This is a genomic window from Ruegeria sp. AM5 (genome assembly GCF_056540645.1).
On record NZ_JBQFXC010000002.1, the window covers coordinates 42,891 to 63,022 of the forward strand.

Here is a 20,132-nt window from a genome sequence, read left to right on the forward strand (position 1 = left end):
TTCTGCCCTTGTTATTAAATATCTTACTGCTCGGGGACGAGGATTTCGCGTTTTCCAACGTGATTTGCCCCGGAAACAACGCCTTCGTCCTCCATCTGCTCAACAAGCCGCGCAGCTTTGTTGTAGCCAATGGCAAGTTTTCGCTGAATGTAGGACGTCGAGCATTTGCGATCTTTGATCACAATCGCCACTGCCTGGTCGTAAAGGGCGTCTTCTCCGTTCGTGTTGCCACCCGTGTTCAGGCCCAGAACAGCGTCGATATTGTCAGCCTTTTCCTCGGCCGGGCCATCTACCACGCCACTCATGTAGGCCGGCGGACCGAACTGTTTCAGGTGGTTGACGATTTCTTCGACCTCTTCATCCGAGACAAACGGACCGTGGCAACGGGTGATCTTCGCCCCGCCCGCCATATACAGCATGTCGCCCTGCCCAAGCAGTTGCTCGGCACCCATCTCGCCCAGGATCGTGCGGCTGTCGACTTTCGAGGTCACTTGGAACGAAATCCGCGTTGGGAAGTTCGCCTTGATCGTCCCGGTGATCACGTCAACAGAAGGGCGCTGAGTGGCCATGATCAAGTGAATGCCCGAAGCCCGCGCCATCTGTGCCAGACGTTGGATGCAGGCTTCGATTTCCTTGCCCGCGACCATCATCAGGTCGGCCATTTCGTCGACGATCACAACGATATAAGGCATTGCTTCGGGCGCGAATTCTTCGGTCTCGAACATTGGCTCGCCGGTTTCATCGTCAAAGCCGGTCTGGACCGTGCGGCTGAACATCTCGCCCTTGGACAGCGCATCCTTCACGCGGCCATTGTAGCCCGCGATATTGCGCACGCCCATTTTGGACATTTTGCGATAGCGATCCTCCATCTCGCCCACGACCCATTTCAGGGCCACAACCGCCTTTTTCGGGTCGGTCACAACGGGCGAGAGCAGGTGCGGGATACCGTCATAGACCGACAGTTCCAGCATCTTGGGGTCGATCATGATCAGGCGGCACTCATCCGGCGTTAGCTTATAAAGCAGCGACAGGATCATCGTATTGATTGCCACCGACTTACCGGAACCGGTCGTACCTGCGATCAATAGGTGAGGCATTTTTGCCAAGTTCGCCACCACGGACTCACCGCCGATATCCTTGCCCAACGCCAAGGGCAGCGCATGGTTACCATCGCCGAAATCGCGACTGGCGAGGATTTCGCGCAGCACCACCATCTCACGGTTTTCATTGGGCAGTTCAATGCCAATAACCGAGCGCCCCGGTAGAGTTGAAACCCGCGCGGACAAAGCCGACATTGAGCGCGCGATATCGTCGGCCAAACCGATCACACGGCTGGCTTTTAAACCCGGTGCAGGCTCCAGTTCGTACATGGTCACAACCGGACCGGGGCGGACGCTGACGATCTCACCCTTGACGCCGTAGTCATCCAGCACGTTTTCCAGCATCCGCGCATTTTCCTCGAGCGCCTCATCGCTTAGGTGATGGCGTTGGATGCTTGCAGGGTTGGACAGAAGGCCCAGCGGTGGCAGTTCGAAATCGGAATGCCGTTCCTCGAAAGAAAGTGTCGGCTGTGCTTCGGCTTGCGCCCTGCGCGAAGGCGGAGGAGTGCGTCGGACCGGTTGAGCTACTACAGGTTTACGCGGCTCAGCAACGGGAATCTTGACAGCCTGTCGCGGTTGGAGCGCGGGTTCGGAGGCATCATCAAACACGGCCTCATCATCATAGTCCGGTTCGGAAACATAGTCCTGCTGCATCCAATTATCAGCCTCGGAGTCAGCCGCCAGCGTCTCAACATCAGATCCTGCTGTCAGCGGTGGTTCGGGTGGCAAACCTGCAGAGGTCATCGGGGGTTCGGGCGGCAACTCGTCTGCCGCGCCAGAGTTCAAAATCAACGGGTCCGGTCCCCTGCCCCGCCCTTTGGTCAATGGCAAGTTGGGATCGGGTTCGGGCGTTAGCACACCAGCGGCCACTTTACGATTGCGCACAGCGGCGGAAATCTTGGACCGGATGCGATCTTCACCCGGCATGTCGTAATACCCTTCGACCGCAACGTTTTCGACCAACTCAGGCTCGGGCATTGGGTCAGGACGACGGATCAGGGAAGGCATCCGAGCCAGAAGGCCTGTCTTGGCGACAGGTTCCTGCGCTTCAATCTCAGGGTCTTCAAAGACCGGATCAGCGTAGGCCAGGTCGTCGTCAAAATCCGCCTGAACCGGAACTGCACGTTCGGCCTTGCGCTCGGCCCATTGGGCCTTCCGGTCCCGTGCTGCCCGCGCTGTCGCCGATGCCCCGCGTCCCAGCGCGTTCATCAACAGATCATAGGCCATGACCAGTCCCAACAGAAACGCCCGGAAGCCATTGCGAACGTCCGCTTTGCCGAAACCCAACACAAATACACCCAGAGCCAGCATACCGACCGCCATCGCCAGCGACATCAGCTTGACCAGGAAATGCGATGAGATCGGCAACAACGTCAAAATCGCGCCCATCACTGTATCGCCGAATAGACCGCCCAAGCCATAGCTGTGCGTCGCCCGCCATTCGGCACCCGGTACCAGAGTCGCTGCATAGACAGCCAGAACGGCGATCCAGATCGGCGCAAAAATCAGGCGGGCAATGGCACGGTCTTCACCTAAATGACCTGCAAATCGAACGCCCCAAGTGATCAGCACCAAGGCGACACCCAAGCTGCCCCAACCCACGATCATAAATAACGGCGCGGCAATCGAGGCCCCAATGCGCCCCATCCAGTTTTGCACGGGCGCATCGGTCGAAACCATCCAGTTTGGATCATCGGGCGTATAGGACCAGATCATCGCTGCAGCGGCCAACCCCAACAGGATCAAAGCGATCCCGATCAGTTCTTTGCTACGCCGTTCAATGGCGGCTTGCGTGTTGCTGTCCAGCAGCGGGTCACGGTTTCGCGCGTTATATGATGCCATTTTGCCCTCGTACCTCACGAATAGATGCAGTCGCGGAGTGTAATCAGCCCGCGCTTCATCTCTGTTTTTGGGGCCACCATCGCGACCCGGATAAATTGCTGGCCCGGGTTTTGCCCCGGATCACCTTGAGAAAGATATGCACCCGGCAGAACCCGTACGCCGGTTTCCTGCCAAAGCTTCAATGCGGTTTCTTCGCCGTTTTCGACGGGTAGCCACAGGAAGAACCCGGCCTCGGGCGGCATGTAGCCCTGTACGCCTGCGAAAACCTCATCCGCGACGGCGTATTTCTCCTGATACAGCGCGCGGTTTTCCTGCACATGCGCTTCATCCGCCCAAACCTTGGCGGCGGCGGCCTGCAGCGGGGCGGGCAAAGGGGCACCCGCATAGCTGCGCAACAGTTTGACACGGCTGATTGTTTCAGGTCCACCTGCGATCAGCCCCGACCGCAGCCCGGCCAAGTTCGACCGCTTGGACAGAGAGTTGAACAGCGTGACACGTTCGGGGTCAGCACCCAGTTCCTGCGCAACGGTCAGCGCGCCAACCGGCGCGGCGTCGCGGTAGATTTCGGAATAGCATTCATCGGCAAAGATGCGGAAATCGTACTTTTCAGCCAATTGAATCAGCTCAACCCAGTAATCGCGCGAGGCGACCGCCCCCTGAGGGTTCGCGGGCGAGCAGATATAGGCTACAGAAGTACGGTTCAGAACCTTTTCGGGCAGGCCTGCATAGTCTGGCAAATGGCCAGTGGCAGCGGTTGCCGGCACGAAATATGGCTGCGCACCGACCGAAATCGAGGCAACCATGTAGACCTGATAGAAGGGGTTCGGGCACAGAATGATCGGTTGCTGCCCATTTTTCTGCTCAGGGCAGAGCGCCATTGCAGCGTTATAAAGACCCTCGCGCGTACCGTTCAGTGCCATCACATTGGCATCTGCATCCACCGACACACCATAGCGGCGGTTGATCCAACCCGTGATCGCTGCGCGCAATTCAGGTGAGCCTTCGTTCGGGGGATAGCCCTGAAACCCGGCGGCGTTTTCCATGATCACGTCGGTCACCCAAGATGGGAAATCATGCTTGGGCTCGCCAATGGTCATGTGAACGACTTCACCACCCGGCTGATGATGATCCAACAGGGCGCGTAGACGCGGAAACGCGTATTCCGGTAGGTTCGAAAACCGCTCGGGGAAATTCATGATACTGCCTCAATTTCGGGGTCATTTTGCGCCCCGTTTTATTGCAGATTACAGATCGACCCGGGCTTCGTCCAGACAAAGAGGTGCCGAATCAGGGGATTGTGGCATTCAGGTCAAAGCGCTTTCGGCTGCTGAGCCGAGCCGTAACAAGGCCTCTTCCGACCCCGGATAGCCTAACATCATCAGCCCGCAACCGGGTGTTCCCGTGGGCAAAGTCAGTGCCGCAAGCCCCATCAGATTGCCGATCCGGGTGTTGCGGAGAGCCAAGAGATTTTCGGTAACATAGTAGTCATGATCATTCATCAACCGGTCGAGATTGGGCGGTAGGATCGGGGCCGTCGGCGCAAGCACGGCGTCAAAGCCCGCAGTGGCCGCATCCCAAGCCTGTCGACAAGCGGTTAGTTTCGACCAAGCAGCCACGTAATCGGGGCCGGAATAGGCCTTGCCCATTCGGAACCGTTCAAGGATTTCGGGATACATCGCCTCGGGGTTCGCTTCGATCACATCACGCCACAAGCCGTAGGCTTCGGTTGTATAAAGCACGCCCGACAGGCTCATCGCTTCGTTCAGCTCAGGCACGTCAAGCGGAACGATCTCGGCCCCGGCCTCTTTCAGGCGCGCCAGCGCATCATCATAGGCGTTGGCTGGAGCTTCGCGCAGATCGTCCTTGGCGACGTTCTGTAAATCAGCAAAGCGGCGACCGATCAATGACGCCCCGCGCAGATCAGCCGGGGCGGTGCCCTCAAGCGCGGCAAGCATATGTGCGGCGTCCTCAACTGATCGCGCCAGCGGCCCAACGGTATCGAATTTCAGACACAGCGGCACGACGCCCTCAAGGCTAACGCGCCCCGCCGTGGTTTTCAGCCCCACCAGATCGTTCCAGGCCGAGGGAATCCGCACCGATCCACCCGTGTCCGAGCCAACGCCGCCTGCAGCAAGCCCCCAAGCCACCGAAGCTCCTGCACCTGAAGATGAGCCGCCCGGCACTGCGTCTTCGTCATTCACGCATGGAGGCGTAGCCGTCACAGGGTTTAGACCCAAACCCGAGAACGCCAATTCGCTCATATGCGTTTTACCCAGACAGACCGTACCCATCGCGGTCGCGTTCCGCACCACCTGCGCATCGGATTCGGGCACGCGGCCTTCCAACAGGGCCGAACCGGCCTCGGTCCCTACGCCTGCCGTGTCAAACAGGTCTTTCCAGCTGATCGGGACGCCATCCAACAAAGACCGACGCAGGCCAAGCTTTGCCCGCTCTTGCGCCGCAAGGGCCTCGGCGCGGGCGCGATCGTGGGTCACCCGGGCATAGATCCGATCGCGATGTGGATGGGCGTCAATCGCGCTCAGATAAGTTTCTGTCAGTTCAACCGGATCGATCTGCCCCATTCCGATACCACGGCCCAAATCACATGCCGTCATGGTCAGCCAGTCTTGCATCCGGTCCCCTCCCGAGTAATTCCGTGATCGGACGGTAGCGACAGGACCGCACATGGACAATCCCGAAAGGGCGCGCATATTGCAGCACATGGAACACAGATCCGATATCCTGATCGTTGGTGGTGGCCTGAACGGCCCTGCCCTTGCGCTGGCGCTGGCGCAGACCGGGCATTCAGTCACGGTTGTTGACGCTCTGGCAGAGAAAGTGCGCAAGAATGCGGCCTTCGACGGGCGCGCCTATGCGCTTGCATTGGCGTCGCAACGTCTGCTCGACGCGATTGGCGTTTGGGAAAAGGTGGAAGAGCACGCCCAGCCGATGCTGGAGATCAAGGTAACGGATGGCCATGCCGGTGCCGGACCTTCCCCATTCTTCATGCATTTTGATCATGCCGAGATCGAAGAAGGCCCGATGGGCTATATGGTTGAAGATCGCCACCTGCGGCGGGCTTTTCTGGAGGCCATGACCGAACAAGACGGGGTTACCGAAATCAGCGGAAAAACGGTCGTGTCTCAGGACATCTCGGCAAACGGGGCAACGCTGACGCTGGATGACGGGTCCACCTTGTCCGGCAGCCTTCTGGTGGGTTGCGATGGCCGCCGCAGCGGGACCGCTATGCGCGCCGGAATCAAGCGAACCGGCTGGGACTATGGCCAGACCGCTCTGGTCTGCGCCATTGAACACGAGCTACCGCATCACGGTATCGCCCATCAGTTCTTCATGCCCCCCGGCCCGTTGGCGATTCTGCCGCTGACCGGGAACCGCAGTTCCATCGTCTGGAGCGAACGCACTGAGACGTCCGCGCAGATCAATGCGCTGCCCGAGGCAGTTTACCTACAAGTTCTGCGCCCGCGCTTTGGCGATTTCCTGGGGGATATCCGCCTGCAGGGTGACCGGTTCACATACCCGTTGAACCTGACCATCGCCAATTCCTTCATCTCGGACCGGTTGGCTTTGGTCGGAGACGCCGCCCATGGCATGCACCCCATCGCCGGGCAAGGCCTGAACGCGGGTCTGCGTGATGTCGGTGCATTGGCCGAGGTTCTGACCCTTGCGGGACGACGTGGCGAGGATATCGGATCAACGCTTGTGCTGGAGCGCTATCAAGAGTGGCGCCGGTTCGACACAGCCTCGCTTGCGATGGCGACTGATGTGTTCAACAAGCTGTTTTCGAACGATAATCCCCTGCTCCGCATAGGTCGGGATATTGGAATGGGTATCGTCGGATCGCTGCCCGGGCTGCGCCGAGGTTTCGTGCGCGAGGCTGCAGGTCTGACCGGAGATCTGCCGAAACTGCTGCAGGGACACCCGATCTAGTCCAGCTCTCGGGCCTCATCCACTAGCATCACTGGAATACCGTTGCGGATTGGAAAGGCCAGAGCGGCGGCTTTTGACACCAGCTCTTGCCGTTCGGCATCATAGTGCAGCGTCGTGTGGGTCTGCGGACAAATCAACGCCTCAAGCATATGGCGGTCAAAGGCGTGTTCGGTATCGCTCATTGCAGTTTTTCCTCATTCGATCCGCCGCGCATGGCGAATTCAATCAATGTCACCAAGGTCTCGCGCCGGGTGCGTAAGCAAGGGGCCTCAAGCAAAGCCTGCTTTTCCTCGGGGTCAAATTCCAGCATCATGGACAAGGAATTGACCAAAAGCTCATCATCGGCATCTTTCATTGTGTCCCAATCGGTGGACAACTGACGGGACGAAAAAAATCGTTCCAACAGCCGCAGGAACCTGTTCCGATCAAAACCGTCATCTACCTCGGCCTTGCCCAGATCACGGTCAAACCCGTCCCAAGACACCGAAACCCGGCGATACGGGGTGAAACTGTCCAACTCTGATTTGACCCTGAACCGAGAGATTCCCGTCAGCGTAATCAGATACCTGCCATCTTCGGTCTCGGAAAACTGGGTGACCCGCCCAGCGCAGCCGATCTGGTGCAGCTTGGTTTCGTCGCCCTGACAGGTATTCGGTTGCACCATCCCGATCAGGCGTTCTTGCGTTTTGAGCGCGTCGTCCAGCATCTGTAGGTAGCGCGGCTCAAAAATATGCAGCGGCAGGCGAGACCGTGGCAGCAGCAGCGCTCCGGGCAAAGGGAAAACGGATACCGTTTCCGGCAAATCGGCAGGATGCATCATGTACCCGAGTTTAGTTCTGATCGGGGATTAGGCAAATATCATCGAGCTGAGCTTGCGCCGCCCGTTCAGAACAATCGGGTCATTGGGCTTGAGCGCATCGAAAATTGTGAAGAGCTGCGCCTTTGCTGCCCCATCATTCCACTCGCGATCGCGGCGGAACAATTCCAACAGTTGAGCCACTGCCTCTTCCACATCGCCATTGGCATGTAGAGCCTGCGCCAGATCAAACCGCGCCTGATGGTTATCAGGCTCGGCTTCAACCGCTGCGGTCAACTCACCCACCGGACCCGCATCTGCAGCCTGTTTGGCCAATTCCAGCTGCGCATGCGCAGCTTCGACCTCGGGCGAGGTGGAAATCTCGGCAGGCGCACCATTGAGGATCGCCTCAGCCTGATCCAGATCCCCCGATGCAATATGCGCGCGCACCAACCCGCCATAAGCGGCAGCGTGATTGGGGTCTTCACCCAGTATGGCGGCAAAAGTCTGTGCCGCGTCTACAGCGGCCCCCTCGGTCAACATTTCTTCGGCAGCTTGCACAGCATCATCTAGTTGACCACCCGGGCTTTCACCGCCTGCGGCTTCGATCACACGATCTATGAAGGCCTTGATCTCGGACCCTGGCAAAGCGCCCTGAAACCCGTCGATCGGTTGGCCTTTGTGAAATGCATAGACCATCGGAATCGACTGGATGCGCAGTTGACCTGCAATCATCTGCGCTTCGTCCACGTTGATCTTGACCATCTTGACCGCACCTTTGGCAGCGGTCACGGCCTCTTCCAACGCCGGGCCCAGCGTTTTGCAAGGGCCGCACCAAGGCGCCCAGAAGTCAACGATGATCGGCGTTTCTTGCGACGCTTCGACCACATCGGCCATGAAGGTGGCCTCGGTCCCGTCTTTAATCAGATCAGTGGCTTGGGGGCTGCCTGCGCCGTTCAGAAGGTCCATGGCTTATACTCTCTGGTTCGAACTTGCGCCCTATATGCAGTCCAATGCGGCAGAAACCAAGGGGAGAGTTCGGCGAATTTGCTTCGGTCAGACGTCAAACGTGGCAAATACCGGGGCATGATCACTGGGTTTTTCCCATCCGCGCGCGTCGCGCAGAATGCGGCTGGAATGACCCGCGTTCGAGATATCGGGCGTAGCCCACACATGATCCAGCCTGCGTCCCTTGTCGGCGGCATCCCAATCTCGTGCCCGATAAGACCACCAGCTGTATAGCTGGCCTTCGGGAATATCCTGCCGGGTGATATCGACCCAGCCACCTGCATCCTGAGTCTCGGCCAGCGTTTCAACCTCGATCGGCGTATGTGAAACCACCTTCAGCAACTGCTTGTGCGACCAGACATCATCTTCGCGGGGCGCAATATTCAGATCGCCCACCAGAATGGACTTTTTCGGCTTTTCCGCACGGAACCAATCTCGCATGTCAGCGAGGTAATCCAGCTTTTGGCCAAACTTCTCGTTCACTTCGCGATCCGGCACGTCGCCCCCAGCGGGGACATAGAAATTATGAATGGTCACGCCATTCTCCAACCGCCCCGCAATGTGTCGCGCATGACCCAGACCCGCGAAATCCTTATCCCCTACTTCCTCAAGCGGAAGGCGCGACAGTATGGCGACGCCGTTATACCCCTTCTGGCCCCGCGCAATCATATGCGTATAGCCCAGCTCGGCGAACCCTTCGGTCGGGATTTTGTCAACCGGCGATTTGCATTCCTGTAGACACAGCACATCCGGTGCCTCTTCCTGCAGCAATTTCAGAACGATAGGCTCGCGCAGGCGGACCGAATTGATGTTCCATGTGGCAAGGGTGAAGGGCATATCCGGGGGTTCCTTTGTCGAAGTTGCCGCAGGTTAGCGCGGCGCCAAGCGAGGTGCCATCGAAAAACAAAGCAATGTTGCCTGACCCGGCGGTGACGGAAACTCGCAAAGTTTCCGGTCCGATTTCATTGAATGAAATCGGATGCCCGGTGCCGATATCGCCCTGCACGATACAGTTGCACCCTACAAAAAAAGCCGGGCCATCAGGCCCGGCAGTCCAACAGGGAGGTGCATGTCATAACCCGGACATGCGCGGGTTGGGAGTAATCTAAAGATACCTACAGAGTATCACTTTGATCCAAGTCAATCCACCATTAGTCAAGCAACAAGGCGATATCCGCCCGATTCTGTGACCAAAAGGCGTGCATTCGACGGGTCGGGTTCAATCTTCTGACGCAGACGATAGATATGGGTTTCAAGGGTGTGTGTTGTAACGCCCGCGTTGTAACCCCAGACTTCGTGCAACAGAACATCACGTGCAACGACGCCATCTGTTGACCGATAGAGGAACTTGAGAATGTTGGTCTCTTTCTCGGTCAGGCGGATCTTGCGATCATCTTCGGTCATCAGCATCTTCATGGCCGGTTTAAAGGTGTAGGGCCCCAGAACAAAGACCGCATCCTCGGATTGTTCATGCTGGCGCAGTTGGGCCCGAATCCGGGCCAGAAGAACCGGAAATTTAAAAGGCTTGCTGACATAATCATTTGCGCCAGCATCAAGACCCAGGATCGTGTCAGCATCGCTGTCGTGCCCAGTCAGCATCAGCACCGGGCTTTTGACGCCCTGCTTGCGCATCAGGCGACACAGCTCACGGCCATCGGTATCCGGCAGGCCGACATCCAGAATCACCAGATCGTATATTGCTTCGCGCGCGCGTTCCATTGCCGACGCGCCATCGGACGCCTCGAACACGTCAAAGTCTTCGGTCATGACAAGTTGCTCGCTGAGCGCTTCGCGCAGGTCTTCGTCGTCATCCACCAGCAGGATTTTCTTGAGCTGAGCCATGTACGGTCCTCCTAAGCCATTTCCATCACTTGCGTATGAAGAATGCAATCAGCAAGATTTACTGCAGTCGTCTCACGCCCTCGTGTCTGACGCCGAGGAAATGTTTCACATTTTCCAGTGATCGGGGTAGGACAGGGTCTGATCGTTTCAAGGTAAACTGCATGAGTCTCACTCCCGACATCACCGAATTGCTGGCACGGGCGCGGGCTGACCTGCGTATGGGTGTTCCCGTTGTTCTGACCGACGAACTGGGATTTGGAGTACTCGCATTCGCCACCGAGACCCTGAGCCCGCAAAGGTTGGCCGATTTACGCGGCTTGGGCGGGGATCCCGTTGTCGCCATCACGGTTCGGCGCGCTGAAACACTTAAAGCGCGTGCATATGACGGCGATCTTGCTCGCGTCATGATCCCGGCGGATGCTGGGCTGAGCTGGGTGCAGGCGGTGGCCGACCCGTCCGATGATCTGAACGCCCCGATGAAGGGCCCGCTGATGACCGAACGGCAAGGCAGCGCAAATCTGCACCGGATCGCTATTGCGTTGGCCAAGTCGGCGCACTTGCTTCCGGCCGCCGTCGTCGCCCCTATTCAAGACGGGCGCGAATTTGCGGCAGATCATGGTCTGACCTGCATTGACCATGCCCGGGCCGCGCCACATCTGACAGATCGCAGTGCTCTGCACCCTGTCGTCGCCGCACGCCTGCCGATGGAAGTGTCGGAGGCCGGGCGCCTGCATGTATTCCGCCCCGAAGATGGTGGAGAGGAACACTATGCGGTTGAAATCGGTCGCCCTGACCGCGACAAGCCCGTCCTCGCGCGGCTGCATTCGGCCTGTTTCACAGGCGATCTCATGGGCAGCCTGAAATGTGACTGTGGCCCGCAACTGCGCGGGGCCTTGGCCCAGATGGGGGACGAGGGTGCGGGTGTCCTGCTTTATCTGAATCAGGAAGGACGTGGGATCGGGCTCGCCAACAAAATGCGCGCCTATTTTCTTCAGGATCAGGGATTTGACACAGTCGAGGCTAACCACCGGCTTGGATTCGAAGACGATGAACGGGATTTCAGGCTCGGCTCGGATATCCTGAAATCGTTGGGCTTCAATTCGGTCCGTCTGCTGACCAACAACCCTGCAAAAATCGCGATGATGGAACGCACAGGTATCGCCGTCACCGAACGGGTTCCGTTGAAAGTAGGTGAAACAGATTTCAACCGCGCGTATCTGGCGACCAAAGCGGCAAAGTCAGGCCACCTGCTGTGACACCAAGCGATCTGGTTCTTACACCACGTGGCATTCGGTTTCTCGGGCAGCTGTTCCCCTGCGCTATAGGCAAAGGGGGCTTGAGCCCAACCAAGCAGGAAGGTGACGGAACAACACCAACAGGTGTGCATCAAATTGTGGGTATGCTCTATCGCGCAGACCGAATGCCACGGCCGGCGCATTGGGCACGACCGATCGGACCGCGCGATTTATGGTCAGACGACGTAGAGGACGATGCGTATAACCATTTGGTGCGGGCGCCTCATGATTTCAGTCACGAAAAACTGCGTCGCCCAGATCCGCTATATGACCTGATCTTGATAACCGATTGGAACTATCCCAATTCAGAACCCAGCCGGGGATCGGCCATCTTCCTGCATCAATGGCGACGCCCACGGTTTCCGACCGAAGGCTGCATCGCATTCAGGCGCGATCACCTACGTTGGATTGCCCAAAAAATCACGCCGGGCACACGGCTGATCATCCCTGAGGCTTAACCCGCGCCCCGAAAATGGCAAACCCAACACGGACGTGTGTGGCACCCAAGGCGATTGCCGACTCAAAATCACTGCTCATTCCCATCGACAAACCCTCCAGCCCATTCCGCTCTGCGATTTTTGCCAATAACGCGAAGTGCAACGCGGGTTCTTCTTCAACCGGTGGAATGCACATCAAACCTCGGACGGGCAGGTCCAGGCTGCGGCACTCAGCAATGAACGCATCAGCATCTTGTGGAAGACTACCGGCTTTCTGATCCTCTTCGCCTGTGTTGATCTGTATAAAAAGATCAGGGCACTTACCCATCTCTTGCGCCAATCGCGCCAATGTTTTGGCGAGCTTTGGTCGATCAACTGAATGGATGGCATTGCAAAGCTCAATCGCCTGCCGTGCCTTGTTTGTTTGCAATGGACCGATCAGATGCAGATCGATGTCCGGAAAACTCTCGCGAAATGCAGGCCATTTGCCAGCGGCTTCCTGCACACGGTTTTCTCCGAAACACCGGTGGCCCTGCTTCAACACGGCTTCGACCCGGTCATTAGGTTGCACCTTGGAAACCGCGATTAATTGCACCGAGCCTTCGGCGCGTCCTGCCGCAGATTCAGCCTTGGCTATTCGATCGGTGATTTCTTGCAGCGACATGGGTCCCTCATTCTGCGTTTGCAGCAGCAAAACACCATGTTGCGGCAAAAGAAAAGGGCAGGTCCGAAGACCTGCCCTTGAACCTTGTGGTTCAGATCAACTTAGAAGTTGAACTGAGCACCAAAGTCGGCACGCAGCTGGCTGTCGCCGTCGCCACGCTTCTGGTTGCCGATACCACCGCGCAGCGATGCACCGCCACCCAGGTCGTAGATGGCACCGATGCCGTACTGCTGCAGATCGTCGTCTGCCGAACCGTCACCGTAAGCGAAGGTCAGAGTGGTTGCCGCGCCCAGGTTGTAGGCTGCCGACAGACCGTATGCGGTGCCGTTGCGGTCATCGTTTGCAACGTCATCGTCTGCGACGAACAGAGTACCGGAGAAGTCACCGAATTCTGCACCCAGGGTCAGAACGGTCAGGCTCTGCTTGTCGGCGTCGCCCAGACCGCTGGTCTGACCGTAGGCCAGAGCGGCAGTTACGTTACCGAAGGTGTAGGTCGCGCTGATGTCCCAGCGGTCTGCATCATCAGTGTCCGCACCCGCAACAGCTTCGTCAGCAAATGTGCGCTGGTCATACGACGCGCCGAAGGCGAAGTCGCCAACTGCGTACTGGAAGAACACAGCGTTTGCGCCCGAACCGGTCGACGAATACGCCAGGAAGTCATAGTCGACGCCCGAGTACTGACCAATGAAGCTTTCCAGGCCAGGCTCGTTACCGTAGTAGTTTGCCAAGTTGTCGAACGAACCGGCTACGTTACCGGCGTCAACACGCAGACCACCGAAGATGACCGAGAAGCGTGCGCCGTTCAGGCCAGCGGAGTTTGCTTCGCCGTTGCCGGCATCTTCGTCTGCCTGCAGACGAACACGGCCTTCAAAGCGAACGCCACCGTCAGTTTCAACGATTCCGTCGATGTTCAGACGGAAGCGCGAGACCAGGATGGTTTCGTCGGTTTCTACGCCGGTCGCTTCACCACCACCAATTGCGTCAACGGTACCTGTACGGTCTTCCAGGTATCCCAGACCAAAGCGGCCGTAACCGCTGAACTTTACTTCGGCCGCTGCAACACTTGCGGTTGCAATCAGTGCGGTCGTTGCGAAGAGAACTTTTTTCATCTTGTTTCCCTCGGTTTCAAAGATTTTCTACTCGACACATGCAAAGCACGCGTCTCAGCACGGACACCGTTTCGCTTTTTTTGCCCCCGTTGCGCAAGCTTGGCATAAACGCAAAGACGTCATTCGGCCCAAATTGGTGCAAGGATGCCACAGTCGAATTCAACGGATCGTGCGGTTCGCGCGAGTCGATCATAAAAGAATAGGGTTGTTGCTGTACGGGTCCTTGTCTAGGAGTATCACTCGACAGAGCAAAACAAGTGACACGGGACCTTCCAACGATGCGCCGTATTACGATTCCAGGTTTGATCATGGTAACGGCTGCCTTATCAGCCTGCGGAGGGCCACCGCCTGGCGATGCAAGTGTGTTGACCGCTGATGGCAGCTCGACCGAGGAACGCGAACTGAATGACCCGAATCGTTCGACGATCTGGGACGTATTCGGCCCGAACACCTCAGAGCAGGTCACTCAGGTAAATCGCTATCTGTGGGCCGCATCGCTAGATGTACTGAATTTCTTACCGATCCAAGAGGTCGATCCGTTTACCGGAGTGATCGTAACGGGTTATGGCACACCGCCCGGCGGCGGGCGTTCCTATCGCGCGACAGTTCACATCAGTGATCCTGCCCTGGAAGCGCGTTCCTTGTCCGTAGCTCTTCAGACCAGTGGCGGTTCTCCGGTCAGCGCTGCAACGTCGCGCGCCGTCGAAGATGCGATCCTGTCTCGCGCGCGTCAGCTACGCATTGCGGACAACAAGTTCTAGAAACCCGACAAAAATCACACTATTACCACGCCGGGTTCCTACCCGGCGTTTTCATTCACGAAGGACCGCATGATGTCGCGCTACTCGGCCAACGAAATCGAAGCAAAATGGCAGGAGGCCTGGGACAAGGCCGGAATCTTCACCGCCAACCACAAGGCGGACAAGCCGAAATACTATGTGCTTGAGATGTTCCCCTACCCGTCTGGCCGCATCCACATGGGGCATGTTCGCAACTACACGATGGGTGATGTGATCGCCCGCCACAAGCTCGCAACCGGTCATAACGTGCTGCACCCGATGGGCTGGGACGCGTTCGGGATGCCTGCGGAAAACGCCGCAATGGCCAGCAGTGGCCACCCCAAAGATTGGACCTACGGCAATATCGCCGACATGCGCGGACAGATGAAGCCGCTGGGCCTGTCGATCGACTGGTCTCGTGAATTCGCCACCTGTGATCCGGAATACTATGGCCAGCAGCAGGCTTTGTTCCTGGATATGCTCGAGGCCGGTCTGGTTTATCGCAAGAACGCCGTTGTGAACTGGGACCCGGTCGATATGACCGTTTTGGCCAATGAACAGGTAGAAAACGGCCGTGGCTGGCGTTCAGGCGCCTTGGTTGAGCGTCGCGAGTTGACTCAGTGGTTTTTCAAGATTTCCGATTATTCCGAGGAACTGCTCGACGCGCTGGATACGCTGGATAACTGGCCCGCCAAGGTACGCCTGATGCAAGAGAACTGGATCGGCAAGTCCCGTGGCCTGCAATTCGGGTTCGAACGCACCGATGGAGGTGAGCCGATCACCGTCTACACGACACGGCCCGATACGCTGATGGGCGCGTCGTTTGTTGGCATCTCGCCCGATCATCCGATTGCCAAGCAGCTTGAGGCAGAAAACCCGAAAGTCGCTGAATTCGTTGCTGAATGCCGCAAGGGCGGCACCACCGAAGAGGCGATCGAAACCGCCGAAAAGCTGGGTTATGACACCGGCATACGTGTAAAACATCCACTCGACCCCAGCTGGGAGCTGCCGGTCTGGATCGCCAACTTTATCCTGATGGACTATGGCACAGGCGCCATTTTTGCCTGCCCAGCTCATGATCAACGTGACCTCGATTTCTGTCGCAAATACGGCCTGCCTGTGGTCGATACATTCTTTGCACTGGATGATGACACTCCAGTCGACAAAATCGCGTTTGTTCCACCGAAAACCGAAAAAGTCCGCTGGGTGAATCATTTTGCGGGTCTCACCGAGGCAACGGGTGACGAGGCCATCAATGCCACCGTTGATTTCGCCGAAAAGGCCGGTTGGGGTGAAGGTGTTACCAAATACCGCCTGCGCGATTGGGGGCTCAGCCGCCAACGCTATTGGGGCTGCCCGATTCCTGTTGTGCATTGTGATCAATGCGGCACGGTCTCCGAGAAGAAAGATAATCTGCCGATCGAGCTGCCTTATGATGATGGCAACGGCAAACCCATAGATTTTTCGATCCCCGGCAACCCGCTGGACCGCCACCCCAGCTGGCGCGACACCCCTTGCCCTTCCTGCGGCGCTCCAGCCAAGCGGGAAACTGACACGATGGACACGTTTGTCGATTCGTCGTGGTACTTCGCCCGTTTCACCGCTCCACGCGCGGAAACGCCCACCGATCTTGCCGAAGCCGAGTATTGGATGAATGTCGACCAATATATCGGTGGGATTGAGCATGCGATTCTGCACCTGCTCTATTCGCGCTTCTTCGCGCGGGCGATGAACATCACTGGTCATTTGCCGAAGAAAGCGATTGAGCCGTTCAACGCGCTGTTCACTCAAGGCATGGTGACTCATGAAATTTATCAAACACGCGACGCCAACGGTCGCCCGGTCTATCACCTGCCCGAAGACGTGACCGACGGCAAGCTGACCGACGGCACCGAGGTTGAAATCATCCCCTCAGCCAAAATGTCCAAGTCGAAAAAGAACGTCGTCGATCCGGTCAGCATCATCTCGGCCTTTGGTGCGGATACTGCGCGCTGGTTTGTTCTGTCCGACTCCCCACCTGAGCGCGACGTGGAATGGACCGCGTCGGGCGCCGAAGCCGCGTTCAAACATCTCAGCCGCGTGCACCGCATCGCCGCAGAAATCGCAGAATCGGATCTGCCGGCCACTGCAGATGACGAAACGCTGCTACGTGAGATGCACAAAGCCATTCATGACGTATCGGGCGGGGTCGAATCCTTTGGTTTTAACGCATCTATCGCAAAGCTTTATGCATTCACCAACACGCTTGCCAAATCCAAAGCGGGCTCTGCAGTCAAGCGCGAGGCAGCCAAGACACTAGCGCAGCTGATGTCGCCGATGACGCCACACTTGTCCGAAGAACTTTGGCAGATGCTGGGCGGCGAAGGCCTGGTTGCAACCGCGCCCTGGCCCATCGCGGATGAGACGATGCTGATCGATGACACCATAACCCTACCGATTCAGATCAACGGCAAGCGTCGGGCCGAGATCAGCGTAGCCAAAGATCTGGATAAAGCAGAGGTTGAAAAAATCGCCCTCAGCACCGAAGCTGTGCAAAAGGCGCTGGATGGCGCTGCACCGAAGAAAGTGATCGTTGTTCCGGGCCGGATCGTTAATGTCGTCGTTTGATCGTAGAACCCTGTTGTTGATGCCGCTGGCGCTCGCCGCTTGCGGGTTCGAGCCGGTTTATGCGCCCGGAGGATCAGGCTCGGCCTTGGATGGCAAGGTCGAGGTGTCAGCGCCGAATACCGTCGAAAGCTTTCTGCTTGTCCAGAATCTGGAACGCAAATTAGGTCGAAGCGCGACCTCGGGCAACGAATACAAGCTGGATGTGGGGGTTTCGACGGTCACCCGCAGGGCCTCGATCACCACAGCGAATGAAACCAATCGCTATACGATCGACGGGAATGCGACTTACGCGCTGAAATCCAACGCAACCGGGCAAGTCATTGCCTCGGGCAACGTTACCGAGTTTGTCGGTTATTCTGCTGCAGGCTCGACCGTGTCTACACTGGCAGATGAGCGTGATGCGACCGAGCGGCTGATGGTGATTCTAGCCGATCAGATCGTGAACCGCCTTTACGCCACGCCGGGCCTGTCCACATGAAGTTGAGCCCGCGTGAGGCTGAAGGGTATTTTTCCAAGCCGGACGCGGACAAAGCCGGATTGCTGATCTACGGCGCGGACGCGATGCGCGTTGCGTTGAAGCGCCAACAGGTGCTGGCGGCTTTGCTGGGACCTGGCGCCGAAGAGGAAATGCGCCTGACCCGCATTCCCGGAAGCGATCTACGCAGCGATCCGGCCCTGTTGCTGGACGCGGTCAAGGCTGTCGGATTTTTCCCCGGTCCCCGCGCGGTGTTTGTTGAAGACGCCACCGATGTCGCAGCGCCTGCGATTCTCACAGCCCTTGAAGACTGGGATCATGGCGATGCACAGATCATCGTGACGGCCGGGCAGCTCAAACCCAGCTCGAAAATCCGCAAAGCATTCGAAGCGAACCCTGCCGCATACGCTGTTGGCATCTACGATGACCTGCCCTCGCGCGCCGAGGTGGAGCGCATTCTGGCGCAAGCCGGATTGAAGAATATTCCGCGCGATTCGATGTCGGCGCTTAGCGAACTTGCAATGGCGCTCAGCCCTGGTGATTTCACTCAATCAGTTGAGAAACTGTCGCTTTACAAACGCGGTGACGCCGGTGAACTGACGATTGAAGACATTGAAGCCTGTGCGCCGCGGTCGACCGAGGCGGCGCTGGATGATGTATTGAACGTCGTTGCCGAGGGCCGGGCACAGGAAATCGGCCCCCTGATCCGACGCCTGCAGGCGCAGGGCACCAACGGGGTCACCTTGTGTATTGGGGCGACGCGGCATTTCCGAACGCTCTATGCCTGCGCATCCGACCCTGGAGGCGCGGCGCAGGGAATCGGCAAGCTGCGCCCTCCGGTCTATGGCAAACGACGTGACCGGATCCTGAGGCAAGCTCAGGGATGGGGGGCGCCCAAGCTGCAGACCGCTTTAACCGTCCTTACAGATACGGACCTATCCTTGCGCTCGGCAGGTCAAACCGCACCTGCAATGGCACTGGTAGAGCGTGCCATGATCCGTCTGGCGATGCTGGCCCGATCGGGTTAAGGCCTAGCGCGCCAACCACGTTGCCGCCGACTGACCGGCCCAACGTCCCGTCGCCAGACAGGCGGTCAGAAGATAACCACCGGTTGGGGCTTCCCAATCCAGCATTTCGCCCGCGCAAAAAACGCCCGGACATGCAGTCAGCATCAAACCGCTGTCCACGGCACCCGATGCTACCCCGCCAGCGGTCGAAATCGCCTCATCCATCGGACGTAGTCCAGCGTAACGGATGGGCAGGTTTTTCAGCGCACCGATCCATTGCGTTTGCTTCAATGCGCGGCCCTTAGTCATTTCGTGGAACAAAGCGATCTTTTGCGAAGACAGACGCAGACCATTCTTCAACCAATGCGAAAGCGTTGCCTTTGATTTCTTCGCGTCCAATCGCGCCTGCATCCCTTCAGCCGTCACATCCGGGACCAGATCAACAAACAGCGGCGCCCCCGTCCGCAGCGCAGGGGTCAGGGCATACATACCGCCACCTTCCAGGCCTTTTGCGGAAATAGTGGCCTCACCACGGCTATCCAGATCGCCCGCCATCCACCGCACCGATTTGAGCGCCGCGCCAAAATGTGGCTGCATATAGGGGCTCCAATCGACTGACAGAGCGGCGTTAGCCGGTGCAAACGGTGTTAGATCAACTCCGCTGTCCGCAAGCCATTGGGCCCAAGCCCCATCCGAACCCAACCGCGCCCAGCTGGCACCCCCTAATGCCAAAACCGTCGCGCCGGGCGAGCAAAACTGCATGCCATCTGGCGTCTCAAAAGCCAACGCGCCACCTTGCCATCCCTGCCAGCGCCAGCGTGTCCTGATCTGAACACCGGCCTGATCCAATCTGGCCAGCCAGGCCCGCAGCAAGGGTGAGGCCTTCATGACTTTCGGAAACACCCGCCCGGTGGAGCCCGTGAACATCTCTTGCCCAAGATCACCGGCCCAAGCCTTCACCGCCTGTGCGTCAAACGATTGTATCATCGGATGCAACCAATCCTTCGCATCCCCGTATGCGCCCATAAGCATGTCAAAAGGCTCATCCTTGGTCAGGTTCAGGCCGGACTTCCCCGCCATCAGGAATTTACGCGCGACAGACGGCTTGGCTTCGGCCACTACAACCTCGTGCCCGGCGGCGGCAAGCTGTTCGGCGGCCATTAGCCCCGCTGGCCCTGCCCCGATGACCATGGTTTGCGCCATTGTGTCCCTCTTGCCCTGTA

At 58.1% G+C, this 20,132-nt stretch carries 18 protein-coding genes; 7 read left to right on the top strand and 11 right to left on the bottom strand.

Translation table 11 applies throughout. The features are described from left to right. Window positions 1-23: 23 nt before the first annotated feature. The 3 genes from ACR0AH_RS06105 to ACR0AH_RS06115 form a co-directional block, all read right to left on the bottom strand. Entirely contained in the window at window positions 24-2,942 is a 2,919-nt protein-coding gene (locus ACR0AH_RS06105) for a DNA translocase FtsK (protein ID WP_170508888.1), read from the bottom strand. A 14-nt stretch (window positions 2,943-2,956) separates the two neighbouring features. After that, window positions 2,957-4,138, bottom strand: coding sequence for an aminotransferase class I/II-fold pyridoxal phosphate-dependent enzyme (locus tag ACR0AH_RS06110; RefSeq protein WP_480590906.1), 1,182 nt, complete (start codon window positions 4,136-4,138; stop codon window positions 2,957-2,959). 108 nt (window positions 4,139-4,246) lie between these two features. Next, window positions 4,247-5,575, bottom strand: coding sequence for an amidase family protein (locus tag ACR0AH_RS06115; RefSeq protein ID WP_170732523.1), 1,329 nt, complete (start codon window positions 5,573-5,575; stop codon window positions 4,247-4,249). A gap of 88 nt (window positions 5,576-5,663) precedes the next feature. On the opposite strand from ACR0AH_RS06115, the gene ACR0AH_RS06120 reads away from it, so the two are divergent. Further along, complete coding sequence (locus tag ACR0AH_RS06120; RefSeq protein WP_480590908.1) at window positions 5,664-6,890, top strand: FAD-dependent monooxygenase; 1,227 nt, start codon at window positions 5,664-5,666, stop codon at window positions 6,888-6,890. Here the strand turns inward: ACR0AH_RS06120 and ACR0AH_RS06125 are convergent. The 5 genes from ACR0AH_RS06125 to ACR0AH_RS06145 form a co-directional block, all read right to left on the bottom strand. Next, window positions 6,887-7,072 carry a Trm112 family protein gene (locus tag ACR0AH_RS06125; RefSeq protein ID WP_170398842.1) on the bottom strand — a complete coding sequence of 62 codons (186 nt, stop codon included), beginning with the start codon at window positions 7,070-7,072 and terminating at the stop codon, window positions 6,887-6,889. The two genes, ACR0AH_RS06120 and ACR0AH_RS06125, sit on opposite strands and share 4 nt — an antisense overlap. Continuing rightward, window positions 7,069-7,710, bottom strand: coding sequence for an LON peptidase substrate-binding domain-containing protein (locus ACR0AH_RS06130; RefSeq protein ID WP_170398861.1), 642 nt, complete (start codon window positions 7,708-7,710; stop codon window positions 7,069-7,071). The genes ACR0AH_RS06125 and ACR0AH_RS06130 overlap by 4 nt, the downstream gene beginning before the upstream one ends. A 27-nt stretch (window positions 7,711-7,737) precedes the next feature. Beyond that, window positions 7,738-8,655, bottom strand: a complete 918-nt coding sequence (locus tag ACR0AH_RS06135; RefSeq protein WP_170732527.1) for a thioredoxin family protein — start codon at window positions 8,653-8,655, stop codon at window positions 7,738-7,740. 87 nt (window positions 8,656-8,742) lie between these two features. Next, complete coding sequence (locus ACR0AH_RS06140; protein ID WP_170596801.1) at window positions 8,743-9,531, bottom strand: exodeoxyribonuclease III; 789 nt, start codon at window positions 9,529-9,531, stop codon at window positions 8,743-8,745. Window positions 9,532-9,849: 318 nt separating this feature from the next. Beyond that, window positions 9,850-10,536: a response regulator transcription factor gene (locus tag ACR0AH_RS06145; RefSeq protein ID WP_170398869.1), complete on the bottom strand. Its 687-nt coding sequence runs from the start codon at window positions 10,534-10,536 to the stop codon at window positions 9,850-9,852. A gap of 161 nt (window positions 10,537-10,697) precedes the next feature. On the opposite strand from ACR0AH_RS06145, the gene ribA reads away from it, so the two are divergent. Both ribA and ACR0AH_RS06155 read left to right on the top strand, forming a co-directional pair. Next, window positions 10,698-11,792 carry a GTP cyclohydrolase II gene (gene ribA, locus ACR0AH_RS06150; protein WP_170425856.1) on the top strand — a complete coding sequence of 365 codons (1,095 nt, stop codon included), beginning with the start codon at window positions 10,698-10,700 and terminating at the stop codon, window positions 11,790-11,792. Next, the gene (locus ACR0AH_RS06155) at window positions 11,789-12,289 is read left to right on the top strand and encodes a L,D-transpeptidase family protein (protein WP_480590911.1); all 501 of its coding nucleotides are present in this window, start codon (window positions 11,789-11,791) and stop codon (window positions 12,287-12,289) included. The genes ribA and ACR0AH_RS06155 overlap by 4 nt, the downstream gene beginning before the upstream one ends. On the opposite strand, the gene ACR0AH_RS06160 is transcribed toward ACR0AH_RS06155, so the two are convergent. Together ACR0AH_RS06160 and ACR0AH_RS06165 are read right to left on the bottom strand one after the other, a co-directional pair. Next, window positions 12,273-12,932: a YggS family pyridoxal phosphate-dependent enzyme gene (locus ACR0AH_RS06160; RefSeq protein ID WP_480590913.1), complete on the bottom strand. Its 660-nt coding sequence runs from the start codon at window positions 12,930-12,932 to the stop codon at window positions 12,273-12,275. The two genes, ACR0AH_RS06155 and ACR0AH_RS06160, sit on opposite strands and share 17 nt — an antisense overlap. A gap of 101 nt (window positions 12,933-13,033) precedes the next feature. Next, the gene (locus ACR0AH_RS06165) at window positions 13,034-14,041 is read right to left on the bottom strand and encodes a porin (protein WP_170398881.1); all 1,008 of its coding nucleotides are present in this window, start codon (window positions 14,039-14,041) and stop codon (window positions 13,034-13,036) included. 278 nt (window positions 14,042-14,319) lie between these two features. On the opposite strand from ACR0AH_RS06165, the gene ACR0AH_RS06170 reads away from it, so the two are divergent. The 4 genes from ACR0AH_RS06170 (at window position 14,320) to holA (ending at window position 18,930) form a co-directional block, all read left to right on the top strand. Beyond that, window positions 14,320-14,802: a DUF3576 domain-containing protein gene (locus tag ACR0AH_RS06170; protein ID WP_170398884.1), complete on the top strand. Its 483-nt coding sequence runs from the start codon at window positions 14,320-14,322 to the stop codon at window positions 14,800-14,802. A 72-nt stretch (window positions 14,803-14,874) separates the two neighbouring features. Further along, complete coding sequence (leuS, locus tag ACR0AH_RS06175) at window positions 14,875-17,427, top strand: leucine--tRNA ligase (protein ID WP_480590915.1); 2,553 nt, start codon at window positions 14,875-14,877, stop codon at window positions 17,425-17,427. Further along, the gene (gene lptE, locus ACR0AH_RS06180) at window positions 17,414-17,905 is read left to right on the top strand and encodes an LPS assembly lipoprotein LptE (RefSeq protein ID WP_170732533.1); all 492 of its coding nucleotides are present in this window, start codon (window positions 17,414-17,416) and stop codon (window positions 17,903-17,905) included. The genes leuS and lptE overlap by 14 nt, the downstream gene beginning before the upstream one ends. Further along, window positions 17,902-18,930 carry a DNA polymerase III subunit delta gene (gene holA, locus ACR0AH_RS06185; RefSeq protein WP_480590917.1) on the top strand — a complete coding sequence of 343 codons (1,029 nt, stop codon included), beginning with the start codon at window positions 17,902-17,904 and terminating at the stop codon, window positions 18,928-18,930. Before lptE ends, holA begins: the two co-directional genes overlap by 4 nt. Before the next feature lie 3 nt (window positions 18,931-18,933). Here the strand turns inward: holA and ACR0AH_RS06190 are convergent, their stop codons facing one another. After that, window positions 18,934-20,112: a TIGR03862 family flavoprotein gene (locus ACR0AH_RS06190; RefSeq protein WP_480590919.1), complete on the bottom strand. Its 1,179-nt coding sequence runs from the start codon at window positions 20,110-20,112 to the stop codon at window positions 18,934-18,936. Between the last annotated feature and the right edge of the window lie 20 nt (window positions 20,113-20,132).

What these genes read in the sequence shown, in the direction of transcription:
- ACR0AH_RS06105 (WP_170508888.1), bottom strand. Translation starts at nt 2,942, where the DNA reads ATGGCATCATATAACGCGCGAAACCGTGACCCGCTGCTGGACAGCAAC.
- ACR0AH_RS06110 (WP_480590906.1), bottom strand. Translation starts at nt 4,138, where the DNA reads ATGAATTTCCCCGAGCGGTTTTCGAACCTACCGGAATACGCGTTTCCG.
- ACR0AH_RS06115 (WP_170732523.1), bottom strand. Translation starts at nt 5,575, where the DNA reads ATGCAAGACTGGCTGACCATGACGGCATGTGATTTGGGCCGTGGTATC.
- ACR0AH_RS06120 (WP_480590908.1), top strand. Translation starts at nt 5,664, where the DNA reads ATGGAACACAGATCCGATATCCTGATCGTTGGTGGTGGCCTGAACGGC.
- ACR0AH_RS06125 (WP_170398842.1), bottom strand. Translation starts at nt 7,072, where the DNA reads ATGAGCGATACCGAACACGCCTTTGACCGCCATATGCTTGAGGCGTTG.
- ACR0AH_RS06130 (WP_170398861.1), bottom strand. Translation starts at nt 7,710, where the DNA reads ATGATGCATCCTGCCGATTTGCCGGAAACGGTATCCGTTTTCCCTTTG.
- ACR0AH_RS06135 (WP_170732527.1), bottom strand. Translation starts at nt 8,655, where the DNA reads ATGGACCTTCTGAACGGCGCAGGCAGCCCCCAAGCCACTGATCTGATT.
- ACR0AH_RS06140 (WP_170596801.1), bottom strand. Translation starts at nt 9,531, where the DNA reads ATGCCCTTCACCCTTGCCACATGGAACATCAATTCGGTCCGCCTGCGC.
- ACR0AH_RS06145 (WP_170398869.1), bottom strand. Translation starts at nt 10,536, where the DNA reads ATGGCTCAGCTCAAGAAAATCCTGCTGGTGGATGACGACGAAGACCTG.
- ribA (WP_170425856.1), top strand. Translation starts at nt 10,698, where the DNA reads ATGAGTCTCACTCCCGACATCACCGAATTGCTGGCACGGGCGCGGGCT.
- ACR0AH_RS06160 (WP_480590913.1), bottom strand. Translation starts at nt 12,932, where the DNA reads ATGTCGCTGCAAGAAATCACCGATCGAATAGCCAAGGCTGAATCTGCG.
- ACR0AH_RS06165 (WP_170398881.1), bottom strand. Translation starts at nt 14,041, where the DNA reads ATGAAAAAAGTTCTCTTCGCAACGACCGCACTGATTGCAACCGCAAGT.
- ACR0AH_RS06170 (WP_170398884.1), top strand. Translation starts at nt 14,320, where the DNA reads ATGCGCCGTATTACGATTCCAGGTTTGATCATGGTAACGGCTGCCTTA.
- leuS (WP_480590915.1), top strand. Translation starts at nt 14,875, where the DNA reads ATGTCGCGCTACTCGGCCAACGAAATCGAAGCAAAATGGCAGGAGGCC.
- lptE (WP_170732533.1), top strand. Translation starts at nt 17,414, where the DNA reads ATGTCGTCGTTTGATCGTAGAACCCTGTTGTTGATGCCGCTGGCGCTC.
- holA (WP_480590917.1), top strand. Translation starts at nt 17,902, where the DNA reads ATGAAGTTGAGCCCGCGTGAGGCTGAAGGGTATTTTTCCAAGCCGGAC.
- ACR0AH_RS06190 (WP_480590919.1), bottom strand. Translation starts at nt 20,112, where the DNA reads ATGGCGCAAACCATGGTCATCGGGGCAGGGCCAGCGGGGCTAATGGCC.